Genomic DNA, 13,548 nt, shown 5'->3' on the forward strand with positions numbered 1-13,548 from the left:
GTAATTCAGTTGGGGCGGCCGGCTCAACCGCCGATCACGGCCCGGAGTTCTTCTTCGGTCTGGGGTCCAAAACGGGTCTCGACCAGATCGCCGCCCGGATTAACCAGAAAAGTGGCAGGCAGCGCGACCGGTAACTTCCAGCCGAACCCCGGCCCTGGATCGTCCGCCAGCATGGTAAATTCAATCCCCATACGCTCGCCCAGTTCGACCAATGCGTCGCCCCGCACCCCATCAAAATTGACGGCTAGTACGGTAATGTCGGGCGCCTTGTCCAGCTCATTGAGCTCGGGAATTTCTTCGAGGCACGGTTTGCACCATTCCGCCCAGTAGTTAACCAACACCCACTGGCCGCGCAAGGTGTCCCAGTTCAGTTTTGTGCCTTCTGCCCGCTCAAGCTCGATTTTCTGGCAGCCGGACATCGCCAGAATGAGCAGCGCCACGGCCAGAACATGCAGGCCGGAACGCCTACGGACAGAATCAGGGTACTGCACTGGAAAACCTCCTGTTAGACTACCGGCCACAGAAATCGTGGACTCCATTCAGACAATCAGGCACGAAGATGACAGAACCCACCCGGATTTTCCACAACCCTCGCTGCTCGAAATCCCGCCAAACCCTTGAACTGCTTACCGAACGGGGAATTGAGCCAGAGATTATACGCTACCTGGAAACACCACCGACAGAGCAGGAGCTCAAGGATATCCTGAACGCACTGGATCTTCGCCCCCGCGAACTGATGCGCACGAAAGAAAAAGAGTATAAAGAACAGGGCCTGAACAGCCCCGACCTGAGCGACGAACAACTCATCGCCGCGATGGTAGCAACACCGAAACTGATTGAACGACCGATTGTGACCGCCAACGGCAAAGCAGCACTTGGCCGGCCACCGGAAAACGTTCTCTCGATCCTGTAACGCCCAACAATCTCCTCCAGCCAGATCAGAAGGATCTCTGAAGATGTCCGATCAATTGCCCTATGTTCTCGTGCTATTTTACAGCCGCACAGGCCAGACTGCGGAGCTGGCCAGCCAGATTGGTCGTGGCGTGGCCCGGGTAACAGGCATGGAAGCGAGGTTGCGGGCGGTACCGCCGGTTTCACCGGACACGGAAGCGTCCCTGCCCGCAGTTCCGGACTCTGGAGCGCCTTACGCCAGCAAATCCGATCTCGCAAATTGCGCCGGCCTGGCCATCGGCAGCCCCACCCGCTTTGGCAACATGGCAGCGCCCCTGAAGCATTTCCTCGACACGACCGGCGACCTCTGGCTGAGCGGAACCCTGGAAGGCAAACCGGCGGGCGCGTTTACCTCTACCGGCAGCCTCCATGGCGGGCAGGAAACGACTCTCATGACCATGATGATGCCGCTGCTGCATCATGGCATGGTGGTCTGTGGTCTCCCCTACTCGGAGAAGAGTCTCGGCGAAACGGACACCGGTGGCACACCCTACGGCCCTACCCACTGGGCCGGAACCGGCGAACAGCAACCCCTGAGCACGCATGAGAAAGCCCTGTGCCAGGCCTTCGGCGAACGTCTGGCGCGACTGGCGCTGAAACTCGCTGACTGATACGCGACCGGGCGCAGGACGTACTTTGCTTTACACTTACCGACTCCGGAACACACTATGCTGAACAACCCGAAGGCCCGCATCACTGTGCGGGCGACGATCGCCCTTTACATCGGCGTGCTTGCCACCCTGCTGATTACCACGTTCTACCCGGCTCCCGTCGAGGGTGTTTCAATACCCCTGATGCTGGCGGTGAAACTGGTCCCGCTTCTGCCCTTTGCGGTCACGGTCTTTCGCGGTCACAATCGGGGCTATATCTGGATGTCCTTCGTGGTGATCTTCTACTTCACTCAGGCCGTTGTTTCGGCATGGCTGAGCGAAGGCGCCCCGGGGCCGGTCATTTTGACGGTACTGACCTTCCTGTTGTTCACTGTTGCCATGATTCACCTGAAGGTGAACCGGCCGGTGGCAGACGGAAACACACCCTGAAGACCTGGAACTGACCCTCTATGGCTGACACAAGCAACTCCGGAACGGTGCAGCGGCCACCCGCGCCGCCCAGAAGTACCCTGACCCTGAGAGATGTTTGCACCGCGCTTGTTACCAGCGGGGAAATCAGCCAGGAAGACGCAGAGCGGGTGTTGTCGGCCAACCTGGGCGCGGCAACCGGCGACGGACAGAAAGGCAGGCGCCACCCGCTGGAACTGGTGGCGATTGCCGCGCTGACCAGCCAGAAGAGCGGTCGTACCCTGGATCTGGATCGGCTGACTCACTGGCTGGCCGACTGGGCGGGGCAACCCTATTACCATATTGATCCCCTCAAGATCGACACACCCGCCATTGCCCGGGTGATGTCTTACGCCTTTGCGCAGCGCCATGGCATCCTGGCCGTTGAGATCGGCGCCGATGAGGTGCTGATCGCCAGCGCAGAACCTTTCAAGAGCGATTGGGTGCAGAACCTTCAACAGGCCGTTCGCAAGGATATCCGGCGAGTTGTCGCCAATCCCGAGGATATCCGCCGGTACACCGTGGAGTTCTACCAGCTCGCCAATTCCGTCAGCAAGGCCAGCGGCAGCCAGGGCCCGGGTGTTGCCGGCAACCAGAATTTCGAGCAGCTGCTCGATCTTGGCGCCAGCGAACACCCGGACGCCAATGACCAGCACGTCGTCAAGATTGTCGATTGGTTGCTGCAGTACGCCTTCGACCAGCGCGCCTCGGATATTCACATCGAGCCCCGCCGCACGGTCACCCAGGTCCGGTTCCGGATCGACGGCGTTCTGCACAACGTTTATGAGTTCCCCGAGCATGTAGGCGTGGCGGTGACCAGTCGCCTCAAGATCCTCGGTCGCCTGAATGTGGCGGAAAAACGCCGCCCCCAGGACGGTCGTATCAAGACCCGCAAACCCGACAACCGGGAGGTGGAACTGCGTCTGGCCACCATGCCGACTGCCTTTGGCGAAAAGATGGTCATGCGGATCTTTGATCCAGACGTGCTTTTGAAGTCCTACGAGCAACTGGGATTCGGCAAGGAAGACCGCCAGCGCTGGCAGGAAATCACATCCCGCCCACACGGCATCGTCCTTGTCACCGGGCCCACTGGTTCCGGCAAGACCACGACCCTGTATTCGACCCTGAAACAGATTGCATCGCCCGAGCTAAACGTCTGCACCATCGAGGATCCCATCGAAATGGTGGAGCCGGCGTTCAACCAGATGCAGGTTCAGACCAATATCGACCTGACCTTTGCAGCCGGCGTAAGGGCGCTGCTGCGTCAGGACCCGGATATCATCATGATCGGCGAGATCCGCGATCTGGAAACGGCGGAAATGGCGGTTCAGGCCGCCCTCACTGGCCATCTGGTGCTCTCGACCCTGCATACCAACGACGCTCCGAGTGCGATCACCCGGATGATGGAACTGGGCATTCCGCCTTACCTGATTCGGGCCACGGTACTGGGCGTGATGGCACAACGGCTTGCCCGAACGCTCTGCCCTCACTGCAAATCCCCTGGCCCCGCTGATGAGCAGGCCTGGCAAACTCTCACCCGGCCCTGGAAAGCGCCCGTTCCCAAGCAGTTCTATCAGCCTGTGGGGTGCCTGGAGTGCCGGAACACCGGTTATCTTGGGCGTGCAGGCGTGTACGAAATCATGACGCTATCTGGCGCATTGCTCAGACAGATCACCGACCATTGCGAGCTGGAGCAGCTGAGGCTGGATGCCTACAAGGAAGGCATGAAATCCCTGCGCTTGAGTGGTGCACAGAAAGTGGCCGCCGGCCAGACAACGGTGGAAGAGATTCTGAGGGTGACGCCGGAAAGCCAGCGCTGAATGAGGGTCAGGCTCCCGGGCGCAATCCGCACTGGCCCAGTAATTCCTGCCAGGCTTTGGTGTGGGCCATCATGGCCACGTCCAGTTCCCGCCACAGGCTGGCCTCGGCGCTCTGTGAGAGATGCCGCTCATACCAGCCGGCGAAACTTTCTGGCATGACCGCCCGCTGCATTTCCGCCAACTGCTCGAACGGCTCGATGAGCGCCACCCGTCCCTGGGTCACAGTGCTCATATAGGGTTGGATCTTTTCGATATAAACACTGAAAAACATACTCTGAACAATATCCGACTGGTTGTTCGGCTGGCCGTTAATACACAGAGGCTTGCCTTCAATTCTCTGCTTGAGCAATGCCGTCCCGTCCTTCAGCCTTGCAGTCAGAAGAAGCGCACTGTTGATCAACTGACCGGCGCGGTATTCTGCCTGCCAGCGCTGATGAACGTCGCCGGCAAAGTCGAGGGAAACCGCCAGATCTTCAGAGTACAAACGGGCCACTGCTGCGTTCAGGCTGTCGATATCAAGGGCGAGATCAGACACCGGATTGCCCTCTGGCGCGACGGGATAGTAGCCCTTGGCCAGGGTAAACAGCTTTTCGATTTCTTCGACGCCCCAGGTGGCATTCCAGATAGCAATGGGCAGGGATTCAAGCTTGCTCTCGATACCACCGACAAGCTCTTCGGCGAACTCCTCATCTTCTATATCCGGCAGACAGTCCCTGGCCGCTTCGATAAACCGGATTTCATAACGAAGGCGGTTCAGGGGCTGCATAACCCGCCCCATCACCGAGTTTTTCTCACCAACAACGTACTGGAGTTCACAGCCGTAGAGCGATAGAAAATCGAGCATTCCCATGTCCAGTTCGGGCATGGTCAGCACACGGTCACGGCGGCGGGGAAGCTGGCTGGCGGAGGGAATGTCAGAAAACTCGGGATCGGCTTCCAACACGCGGGCCACCCGCTCCACATACTCGTCCATCATGGGACGCGCATCCGAGAACGGGTCGCAACCGGCAATAAGCACGGCGAGAACCGGCGCAAAGATTCTGCAAATTCCGGTCCCGGGCATTCATTCCTCCTGCGATGGCGTTAAAAAGCCCTGGGCCTAGCGCTTTTGCAGCAGGGTATCGACCTCCGCAAAATCACTGGCAACGAAACGTTCGGTTTCCGGCAGATCTCCCTCGCGAACAAGCCAGGCAGTTTGCATGCCGGCTTCCTCGGCTGCCTCCAGTTCAGCTTCCACATCAGACAGGAACAGCACCGTGCAGGCCTCGACGCCCAACTCAGACAGAATATTCCGGTATGAAACGGTCTCTTTCTTGCCACCGATACGGGTATCGAAATAGCCCGAGAAAAACGGCGTAAAATCGCCTTCCGTGGTAAAACCGAAAATCAGCTTCTGGGCTTTCACCGAACCTGATGAATATACGAACAAACGCAGCCCCCGATCATGCCAGCGTTGAAGGTAGTCGGCTGCGTCAGCATAGATGTGACCTTTCAGCTCTCCCTGCTGATATCCCTGCTCCCAGACCATGCCCTGCAGCGTCTTAAGAGAGGTTTCCTTGCGGTCTTCCCTGATCCAGGTTTCAAGCACTTGGATCAGCCCTTCGACATCCTCACGCGCAACGCCTGAAACCTCGGCCACTGCGTCCAGTTGCTCAGACACAGCCGGGCTGTCCTGATGCTGTTCACGGACAAAACGCGGCAGGTGCTCGCTGGCATAGGGAAACAGGACATCGTGCACAAACGAAATAGAGCTGGTGGTGCCTTCGATATCCGTGAGCACAACCCGGATCATTCGGCCGCTCCTGCCAGCGCCTCATAGCGAGGCAGGCGACCGGCGATGTCTTCACCGGTAAAGTCCGCCACCCAGCCCTCGGGGTTGGTGAACAGGCGAATGCAGGTAAACGCAGGCTCCGGGCCCATATCAAACCAGTGACGAGTGCCATCGGGCACACTGATCAGATCGTTTTTCTGGCACAGCACGGCGAAAACCTCGTTGCCGAAGTGCAGGTAAAACAGGCCCTGGCCACGGACAAAGAAACGAACTTCGTCTTCACTGTGGGTGTGCTCATCCAGAAACTTTTGCCGGAACGCGTCTTTCTGCGGATTGTCCGGGTTCAGGCTGATCACATCCGCGGTCTGAAAACCACATTCGTGCTTCAGTTTCGAGACTTCCTCGCTGTAGGCCTCAAGGATGTCTTCCTGGGATGCGTCAGCCGGCAGATCTTTCGTTGGCCACTGCTCATAGCGCACACCGTGGCGGGCCAGAAGCTCCCGTATTTCTTCAGGATTCCCGGTCACTTTGCGTGCCTTTTCGGGCTGGCTCTGGTCGAAAATACTCAGGGTAGTCATGGGCGAACCCTCATGGTTTCAAGCTCACATTCAAACAGGAATTCAAAGGCCTCGACATGGCGCAGGCAATCGGCCATGGTTTTGCCCCAGGTGTACAGGCCATGGCCACGAATCAGGTAGCCTGGCTGTTCCGGATGCTCCCGGAACCATTCGCGAGTTTGCTCCGCCAACGCGTCGATGTCCTGGGTGTTGTCGAACACCGGAACCGTCAGGACTGATTCGTGGGTCTCAACGCCGGTAAACGCCTTCTGCAGCTCATAGCCTTCCAGCGCCAGTGGCTGGCCGGGCTCAAGCAGACGACTGAGCACCGTTGCCTTCACCGAGTGGGTATGCAGAACCGCGCCCACCTCGGGAAAGACCTCATACAGCACCGTATGCAGCCTTGTTTCTGCAGAGGAGCGACAGTCGCTCTGTACCGGCCGGCCGGCCAGATCGACCACCATGACATCACCCGCCCCCAGCTGCCCCTTGTGACGGCCTGAAACAGTAATGGCGATGTGTTCGGCATCGATGCGGGCAGAATAGTTACTGCTGGTTGCGGGCGACCAACCCTGCTGGTACAGGAATCGACCGGCTTGCACAATCGCATCCGCGGCGACGGCGTATCGGGTTACATCAAACACGAGTTCTCTCCCGGGTTTCAGAGCGCTTGGGACACTCCCATGGGCGCCATTATAGGGACGAACCAGCTCCTCGCAAATGATGCCGTGCGGCAATCAGATCGGCGACAATGGAGACAGCAATTTCTGCCGGTGTCTTGCTCGGAATATCAACACCAATGGGAGCTCGCAGGCGTTCGAGTGCCTCTTTTTCAAGCCCCAGAGATGCCAATCGTTCCCGCCGGGCTTCCGAAGTTCTTTTCGACCCCATTGCGCCTATGTAAAAGGCACTGGAGTGAAGAGCTGCAAGCAACCCCATATCGTCGATGCGCGGATCATGGGCGAGGGCCAGAATACCGGACCAGGCGTCGCCAAACTGTGTCGAAATCAGATCATCGGGCAGGCGCCGGTCCAGGGGAATCCCTTCAAAACTCCAGCCGGCGGCGAAGGCCTCCCTCGGCTCACAGAGGGTGACAGCAAAATCCGCCGCGGTCGCGAATTCAAAAACGTAACGGGCGACTTCGCCCGCACCGATCAGCAACAGCCGGCACTCGGGCTGCAAAGCATGAAGAAGCTGTTCACCGTCGAAGTGGACCGCGTTACCGGCCCGGGAGACAGAATGCTCCAGCGTCGGAGCCCCGTTTATCGGCACGCGACGAACCACCGGTTCGCGATCGCGCAAGGCAGCCGCCAATGCCTGAACGTGATCGAGACCCATCTGGCCCCGGAAGGGTTCAATCAGAAGCCGTATCCGGCCACCGCAAGGCAGCTGGAAATGATCCCGGTCATCATCGGTGATTCCATAATCAACGAAAACCGGATGTTCCGGCCCGTCTTCCGCTGTGCGCCGGAGCAGATCCTCTTCCAGACAGCCACCGGACACCGACCCGCTCCAGTGACCGGATTCTGCAATCGCCAGCCAGGAGCCGACCGGACGCGGCGAGGAGCCCCAGGTGTCCACTATGGTGCAAAGCCAGGCTCTCTGACCTTCCGCCAGCCAGTGAGACATTCTGTCTAATACGGTCTGGTGGCCAGTAGCGACCGAATAGGCGACGCTTGAATCAGGCATTGGCTCTCAATGGCAGGCTACGCTGCCGCTTTCCATTGAGCGCAAACAGGGCATTACCCAGGGCCGGGATCACCGGCGGCACGCCAGGCTCGCCGACTCCGGTCGGCGACTCGCTGCTTGCAACAATATCCACCAATACCTCAGGACGCTCGTACTGCCTCATTAGGGGGTAGTCGTGGAAATTGCTCTGCTGGACCTCGCCATTCTCCAGCGTGATTTCTCCATAAAGTGCCGCGGTCAGCCCAAACAGGATACCGCCCTCGATCTGGTCCTCCACGATACGGGGGTTAACGACCTGGCCGCAGTCCACCGAACAGGTGACCTTGTATACCCGGATCGCACCATTCTCGACTCCGGCTTCCACCACCTGGGCAACGTACGTTCCGAAACTCCGGAACAGGGCGAGCCCCCGGGCCCGCCCTTCTGGCACAGGCGACTGCCAGTCGGCCAGCCTGGCAACCCGGTCAAGCACTTCAAGGTGCCTCGGCTCGTGGGCAATAAGGCGACGACGGAACTGGTAAGGATCCTCACCTGCCTCATGGGCAAGTTCGTCCATGAAAGTTTCGACGGCAAACCCGTTGTGGGAAAAACCTACCGAACGCCACCAGGTAATCGGAATGCCGGGATCGGTGTGGGTATGACGGATATCAACGTTGGACACCCGGTACGGATACTCGATGGCACCCTCGATTGCGGAGAAATCCTTCGGCGTCACAATGCCTTCGGCCATCAGGCCGACACTGCCCAAAGTGTCGTACATGAACTTTGGAGCCCACGGATACTGGGCAGGCGCCGCATTGCGGACATACCAGTCCAGGATCTGAGGACCAACAATCTGGTGATGCCAGCCTGTCAGCTCGCTGCCCGCGAAGCTGGCTTTCATACGGTGCAGCATGGCAGGGCGATAGAGATCGTGACGGGTGTCCTCTTCACGGGACCAGATGACCTTAACCGGCCGTCCGACCCGATAGGCCACTGCCGCCGCTTCTTCGATATAGTCCTGAGTCAGTCGACGGCCAAAACCGCCGCCGAGAAAGGTCGTATTGATAGTGATATCGTCGGGGCCAAGATTGGTCACCCGGGCTGCTGCTATCCGGCCAAGGTCCGGCGCCTGTGTAGGGGCCCACACCTCCATGCCGTCCTCTCGGTACCAGGCCGTGGCATTCATGGGCTCCAATGTCGCGTGGGCCAGGTAGGGCTGGGCATATTCCGCTTCCACCACCCGGTCGCCCTCCTCCATGGCACTGGCAAAACTGCCCTCACTACGCTCGGACTCTCCGGGATCGTCATCGGCGGCGGCGCGGTAGGAGTCGAACACGTCGCCCGTAGACAGAGACACGGCATCCGAAAAATCCCAGTCTATCTTGAGCGCGTCCTGAGCCTTCCGGGCACGCCAGTATTTGTCGGCAACAACGGCCACGCCACGCTCGATCTCAAAAACATCAAGCACACCCGTCATTGCACGGACCTGATCAGCGTTGAAGTCCCGAACGCGGCCGCCGCGTCGGGGAGAGCGTGAAACAACGCCGTACACCATGTCCGGAAGATCGACATCAATCCCGTAAACTGCGGTTCCCGTGGACTTCGCCCGGGCATCGAGTTTGCCTCGCTGCTTGCCAATGTATTTCCATTCGCTCTGCGGCTTGAGCGCTATGTCACCACGCAGCACTTCTTTGGCGGCCAACTCAACCAACTGGCCATAGGCCATGGAGTCGATACCGTTCGGGTGCACCACCCTGCCTTCACTGGCGCGACATTCGGTTGCTTCGACGTTCCATACACGTGCTGCCGCCATAACCAGCATTTGCCGGGCTTCCGCTCCGGCCGTTCGAAGCGGCTCCCAACTGGTCGCAACACTGGTGCTACCGCCTGTCAGTTGCAGCTTGTACAGAGGATTTCGATACTCCGGCGCCACAGGTGCAAAGCGTGGGGTGATCCGCTCCGGCTGGATTTCCAGCTCTTCGGCAATCAAAGTGGTCAACCCGGTGTAAGTTCCTTGCCCCATTTCGACCCGGGCCAGGGTGAAGAAGACTTCATCATCGGCAGTCAGTTCCAGCCAGGCATCGGGACGCCATTCGCCCGTGTCCGGCTCATACCCCGTCTGGATTCCCGCGCAGCCCGGCAACGTTATTGAAACCATGAGGCTCCCGGAGGCCCCGGCACTGACCTTGAGGAAATTTCGTCGATTCATCGCCATGTTATGCGGCCCCTCCCTGAGCGCCGTCTGACGTATCAGCGACGACGGATTCCACGGCTGCAATGATCCGCGAGTAGGTGCCGCATCGGCAAAGATTGCCTGTCATGGCCGCAACAATTTCCTCACGTGAAGGCGCCGGATTGCTGGCCAGAAGGTGGGCCGCACTCATGATCTGGCCCGACTGGCAGTAGCCGCATTGAGGAACGCCGTGTTCTATCCAGGCATCCTGCAGTGCATGAAGACGACTTCCCTCCCCCAGGCCTTCAATCGTAACCACATCACCACCCGCGGCCATTTCGACCGGTGTCGAGCAGGAGCGCACAGGCTGCCCGTTCAGGTGAACTGTGCAGGCACCACAGAGGCCCGCGCCGCAACCGAATTTAGTTCCCTTGAGCCCCAGCTCATCACGCAATACCCATAGAAGAGGCGTATCCCCTTCAATGTTCAGCGACCGCTCGTCGCCATTGACTGTCAGGCTCACGGCCATCCCAACCCTCTCCTTTACCTGTCTCCGGTGTTGTTTCCGGATTTATTATTGTCGCTACCCCTATGGCAGATACCAGAGTCCTATCTGACGACTTCTTCGCCATCCTTGTTAACCCAGATCTTGCGTTCGCCGGACTCCATCTTGCCGTTTGAGTCCCAGACCTCCCGATCCGTTGTGGCCTCTTCAACCTTGCCGTTGTCGTTCCAGATAACTCGATCCTTACAGCCCGCCAGTGCCAGTACGGCGAATACAACCAATACAGCTTTTTTCACGACGATAACCTCCGTTCAGCCGCCACCGCGGCTCGTGTTAAGGAATACCTGGGATTGGCAGCCCTAACGGCTGCCGTGGAGTTCACGATTATGCTGCTTATCCCGGTCACTCTTTCGCACCATGACATAAACAGCCCCCGTACCACCATGGTGTTTCTGGGCCGAATGAAAGGCCAGGACATCGTCCAGCTCCGGCAACCATTTGGCGAGGTAGCTTTTCAACTGGGCGATACCATCAGGATTACGCTCGCCCTTGCCATGAAGAATGATGACCGACCGCAGGCCATAGCGCACGCAATCACCGATGAACCTGAAGACTTCGCGACGGGACTGCTCAACGGTCATACGGTGCAGATCAAGGCGCGCTTCGATCGGATACTGGCCCAGCCGGAGCTTTCGAAATACGCCGTGCTGGATGCCTGGCCGCTGCCAGCTCAGGATATCGTGGGCCGTAAGCGGCTCTACCATGTCGGAAGTCAGGGGATTGGTGTCCCGCGCGGGCTTTTCAACAGCCGCCCGCTGACGTTCCAGATGACCTGGCGTCAGTTCCCGGGGCGTTGTCACCTCGGCCCGGTTGGGCTTGCGGATACGCCGGACGTCTTTCATTTCCTCAAGGAAGCTGAGGCGCTCTTCTTTGGTAGTCATGGCGTTACAATTAATGACCTGTTTCAGAGACCGACTTTACCACCTGGGTAACCGGCCTTAAAGAAAACTGATCTATGTCAGACTTATTGCGACCAAAATCGTAGGGCAACAGATGCTTTGGCTACACTACACTTCAGACGGACAATAATAACCAGCGAGTGACGACGGACATGGCCTCAGCGCACCAGGAAAATGACCGCCCGCAGAACATCCGCGCCATCATGACGTTTTTGCGGGAACACGCGCCTTTCTCCAGCATGGATGACTCCCATCTTGCGCATTTCGCGGAGAACGCCTCCATCCAGTTCTACGCCGATGGCGATATCGTGCTGTCTCCGGATCAGGATGTCGTTAAACGATTCTACGTGGTCAAACAGGGGCGGATTCGTGGCGAACGCCACAACGACAAAGAAGACCGCACGGAAACGACCTTCGAAATCAGCCAGGGCGAGTGCTTTCCCCTCGCCGCCATGATCGGCGAACGGCCAACCAGAACCCTGCATCGGGCAGACGGCGACACCTTCTGCCTCAGCATCGGGCAGACAGCGTTCGTTACACTCTTCGCTGAAAGCGAACCGTTCCGGGATTTTTGCCTGCGGGGCGTCAGCAGCCTGCTCGATCAGGTGAACCGGCGCATACAGTCAAGTGCCATGGCCTCAATCGGGTCCAGCACGTCCCTCGATACGCCACTTGAACGCTATGCCCTGCGCAATCCGATTGTCTGCTCGCCCGATCTGCCGGTGCGTAAAGCCGTGGCCCGAATGCACGAAAACAACGTCGGCAGCATTATCGTTACCGATGAAAACCGTATCCCGACCGGCATTTTCACACTGCGGGACCTTCGCACCATGATCGCCGAGGGCACCGGCCCCCTGGATACGCCCATACAGCAGGTAATGACCAAGAATCCCTGCTGCCTTCCCTCCCATGCGGATGCGTTCGAAGCTGCCATGCTGATGGCGGAGCATCATTTTGCGCATCTTTGCGTCATCGACGATGATCGTAAACTGATTGGCGTGGTTTCGGAACGAGACCTGTTCTCCCTGCAGCGCGTGGACCTGGTAAACCTTGCCCGCACCATTGGCACGGCCACCCACCTGCGCACCCTGGTCAGCCTGCGAACAGACGTATCACGCCTGGTGGATGCGATGCTCGCCCACGGCGCCGACTCCGGGCAGGTGGTCAAGATCATCACCACGCTCAATGATGTAACCGTCAGACGGGTCCTGGAACTGAACATCAAGAAGAACGACCCGGGCATTCCCTTCACCTGGCTGACGTTTGGCAGCGAGGGCCGCCAGGAGCAGACCCTGCTGACCGACCAGGACAACGGCATACTGTTCCAGACGCCGGAAGGGATGACCGCCGAACAGGTCCGGGAAAAGCTGTTGCCCTTTGCGCGAAAGGTAAACGACGAACTGGCCGAATGTGGCTTCACCCTGTGCAAGGGCAACATCATGGCCAGTAACCCGAAACTCTGCCTGAGCGACAAGGAGTGGGACGACTGGTTTATCCGGTTCATTGATGCCTCCACACCCCAGAACCTGGTGTATTCCTCAATTTTTCTTGATATGAGGGCTATCTACGGTCCAACCGAGCCGCTGAACGATCTTCTGGACAAGATCCTCACGCGGATCCGGAAAAACGCCCTGTTCCAGAAAATGCTTGCCGGGAATGCGTTCCAGCGGAAGCCGCCGCTCACCATGTTCCGCAATTTCCGCTATATATCCGAGGGCAACAAGCACTCACTGGACCTCAAGCGTCAGGGCCTGGCGCCGTTTGTTGAGGCAATGCGGGTTTTCGCCCTGGCGAATGGCGTTGAGACAGCGAACACGCTGGAGCGCATGGATGAGCTGGCGAAAAAGGGCGTCTTCGATCCGAAAGATGCCAACGCCTGGAAGGAAGGTTATAGCCTGATCCAGGCGATCCGCATGCGGGCCCACCAGGAAATGCTGGCAAAGGGAGAGGAGCTCACCAACTACATCGATCCCGACGATCTGAACCCACTCGACCGTCGAATCCTGCGGGAATCTTTCAGGCAGGCGCAGCGGTTGCAACAAAAACTCGAAGTTACCTACCAACTCTGACCTTCAGGCGCGAG

General features: G+C 58.7%; 15 protein-coding genes. 5 read left to right on the top strand and 10 right to left on the bottom strand.

Annotation, left to right across the window (positions count from 1 at the left end):
* Nucleotides 1-23 precede the first annotated feature (23 nt).
* A complete protein-coding gene (locus tag AC13DD_RS06910; RefSeq protein ID WP_008172901.1) occupies nucleotides 24-491 on the bottom strand; it encodes a TlpA family protein disulfide reductase in 468 nt (155 codons plus the stop codon).
* Nucleotides 492-559: 68 nt separating this feature from the next.
* Between AC13DD_RS06910 and arsC the strand changes: the two genes are divergently transcribed.
* The 4 genes from arsC to tfpB are packed head-to-tail and all read left to right on the top strand — an operon-like array spanning nucleotide 560 to nucleotide 3,829.
* Nucleotides 560-913, top strand: a complete 354-nt coding sequence (gene arsC / locus AC13DD_RS06915; RefSeq protein ID WP_008172904.1) for an arsenate reductase (glutaredoxin) — start codon at nucleotides 560-562, stop codon at nucleotides 911-913.
* Nucleotides 914-956: 43 nt separating this feature from the next.
* Entirely contained in the window at nucleotides 957-1,562 is a 606-nt protein-coding gene (gene wrbA, locus AC13DD_RS06920; RefSeq protein WP_008172906.1) for an NAD(P)H:quinone oxidoreductase, read from the top strand.
* A 57-nt stretch (nucleotides 1,563-1,619) separates the two neighbouring features.
* Nucleotides 1,620-1,991: a DUF2069 domain-containing protein gene (locus AC13DD_RS06925; RefSeq protein WP_008172908.1), complete on the top strand. Its 372-nt coding sequence runs from the start codon at nucleotides 1,620-1,622 to the stop codon at nucleotides 1,989-1,991.
* 20 nt (nucleotides 1,992-2,011) lie between these two features.
* A complete protein-coding gene (gene tfpB / locus AC13DD_RS06930) occupies nucleotides 2,012-3,829 on the top strand; it encodes a type IV pilus assembly ATPase TfpB (protein ID WP_288365776.1) in 1,818 nt (605 codons plus the stop codon).
* 7 nt (nucleotides 3,830-3,836) lie between these two features.
* On the opposite strand, the gene AC13DD_RS06935 is transcribed toward tfpB, so the two are convergent.
* The 9 genes from AC13DD_RS06935 to smrA all read right to left on the bottom strand — a co-directional run bounded on the left by AC13DD_RS06935 (nucleotide 3,837) and on the right by smrA (nucleotide 11,447).
* Complete coding sequence (locus tag AC13DD_RS06935) at nucleotides 3,837-4,892, bottom strand: DUF3080 domain-containing protein (RefSeq protein WP_482931024.1); 1,056 nt, start codon at nucleotides 4,890-4,892, stop codon at nucleotides 3,837-3,839.
* A 36-nt stretch (nucleotides 4,893-4,928) separates the two neighbouring features.
* Entirely contained in the window at nucleotides 4,929-5,621 is a 693-nt protein-coding gene (gene mtnC / locus AC13DD_RS06940) for an acireductone synthase (protein ID WP_053114902.1), read from the bottom strand.
* Entirely contained in the window at nucleotides 5,618-6,178 is a 561-nt protein-coding gene (locus AC13DD_RS06945; RefSeq protein WP_008172914.1) for a 1,2-dihydroxy-3-keto-5-methylthiopentene dioxygenase, read from the bottom strand. The genes mtnC and AC13DD_RS06945 overlap by 4 nt, the downstream gene beginning before the upstream one ends.
* On the bottom strand, nucleotides 6,175-6,801 hold the full coding sequence (locus AC13DD_RS06950) for a methylthioribulose 1-phosphate dehydratase (protein ID WP_053114901.1): 627 nt from the start codon (nucleotides 6,799-6,801) through the stop codon (nucleotides 6,175-6,177). The genes AC13DD_RS06945 and AC13DD_RS06950 overlap by 4 nt, the downstream gene beginning before the upstream one ends.
* 49 nt (nucleotides 6,802-6,850) lie before the next feature.
* Nucleotides 6,851-7,846 (bottom strand): XdhC family protein, encoded by a 996-nt coding sequence (locus AC13DD_RS06955; protein WP_227507745.1) that lies wholly within the window; start codon nucleotides 7,844-7,846, stop codon nucleotides 6,851-6,853.
* The gene (locus AC13DD_RS06960; protein WP_053114900.1) at nucleotides 7,839-10,043 is read right to left on the bottom strand and encodes a xanthine dehydrogenase family protein molybdopterin-binding subunit; all 2,205 of its coding nucleotides are present in this window, start codon (nucleotides 10,041-10,043) and stop codon (nucleotides 7,839-7,841) included. The genes AC13DD_RS06955 and AC13DD_RS06960 overlap by 8 nt, the downstream gene beginning before the upstream one ends.
* Nucleotide 10,044: 1 nt before the next feature.
* A complete protein-coding gene (locus tag AC13DD_RS06965; RefSeq protein WP_053114899.1) occupies nucleotides 10,045-10,530 on the bottom strand; it encodes a (2Fe-2S)-binding protein in 486 nt (161 codons plus the stop codon).
* A gap of 80 nt (nucleotides 10,531-10,610) precedes the next feature.
* Entirely contained in the window at nucleotides 10,611-10,802 is a 192-nt protein-coding gene (locus AC13DD_RS06970; protein ID WP_008172919.1) for a membrane lipoprotein lipid attachment site-containing protein, read from the bottom strand.
* 63 nt (nucleotides 10,803-10,865) lie between these two features.
* Complete coding sequence (gene smrA, locus AC13DD_RS06975) at nucleotides 10,866-11,447, bottom strand: DNA endonuclease SmrA (RefSeq protein ID WP_008172920.1); 582 nt, start codon at nucleotides 11,445-11,447, stop codon at nucleotides 10,866-10,868.
* A gap of 170 nt (nucleotides 11,448-11,617) precedes the next feature.
* Between smrA and AC13DD_RS06980 the strand changes: the two genes are divergently transcribed.
* Nucleotides 11,618-13,534 carry a putative nucleotidyltransferase substrate binding domain-containing protein gene (locus AC13DD_RS06980; protein WP_482931025.1) on the top strand — a complete coding sequence of 639 codons (1,917 nt, stop codon included), beginning with the start codon at nucleotides 11,618-11,620 and terminating at the stop codon, nucleotides 13,532-13,534.
* The last annotated feature ends 14 nt before the right edge of the window (nucleotides 13,535-13,548 follow it).

Source organism: Marinobacter sp. L-13 (genome assembly GCF_056857715.1).

What these genes read in the sequence shown, in the direction of transcription:
- AC13DD_RS06980 (WP_482931025.1), top strand. Translation starts at nt 11,618, where the DNA reads ATGGCCTCAGCGCACCAGGAAAATGACCGCCCGCAGAACATCCGCGCC.
- AC13DD_RS06955 (WP_227507745.1), bottom strand. Translation starts at nt 7,846, where the DNA reads ATGCCTGATTCAAGCGTCGCCTATTCGGTCGCTACTGGCCACCAGACC.
- AC13DD_RS06935 (WP_482931024.1), bottom strand. Translation starts at nt 4,892, where the DNA reads ATGCCCGGGACCGGAATTTGCAGAATCTTTGCGCCGGTTCTCGCCGTG.
- mtnC (WP_053114902.1), bottom strand. Translation starts at nt 5,621, where the DNA reads ATGATCCGGGTTGTGCTCACGGATATCGAAGGCACCACCAGCTCTATT.
- AC13DD_RS06965 (WP_053114899.1), bottom strand. Translation starts at nt 10,530, where the DNA reads ATGGCCGTGAGCCTGACAGTCAATGGCGACGAGCGGTCGCTGAACATT.
- AC13DD_RS06945 (WP_008172914.1), bottom strand. Translation starts at nt 6,178, where the DNA reads ATGACTACCCTGAGTATTTTCGACCAGAGCCAGCCCGAAAAGGCACGC.
- AC13DD_RS06925 (WP_008172908.1), top strand. Translation starts at nt 1,620, where the DNA reads ATGCTGAACAACCCGAAGGCCCGCATCACTGTGCGGGCGACGATCGCC.
- arsC (WP_008172904.1), top strand. Translation starts at nt 560, where the DNA reads ATGACAGAACCCACCCGGATTTTCCACAACCCTCGCTGCTCGAAATCC.
- tfpB (WP_288365776.1), top strand. Translation starts at nt 2,012, where the DNA reads ATGGCTGACACAAGCAACTCCGGAACGGTGCAGCGGCCACCCGCGCCG.
- smrA (WP_008172920.1), bottom strand. Translation starts at nt 11,447, where the DNA reads ATGACTACCAAAGAAGAGCGCCTCAGCTTCCTTGAGGAAATGAAAGAC.
- AC13DD_RS06960 (WP_053114900.1), bottom strand. Translation starts at nt 10,043, where the DNA reads ATGGCGATGAATCGACGAAATTTCCTCAAGGTCAGTGCCGGGGCCTCC.
- wrbA (WP_008172906.1), top strand. Translation starts at nt 957, where the DNA reads ATGTCCGATCAATTGCCCTATGTTCTCGTGCTATTTTACAGCCGCACA.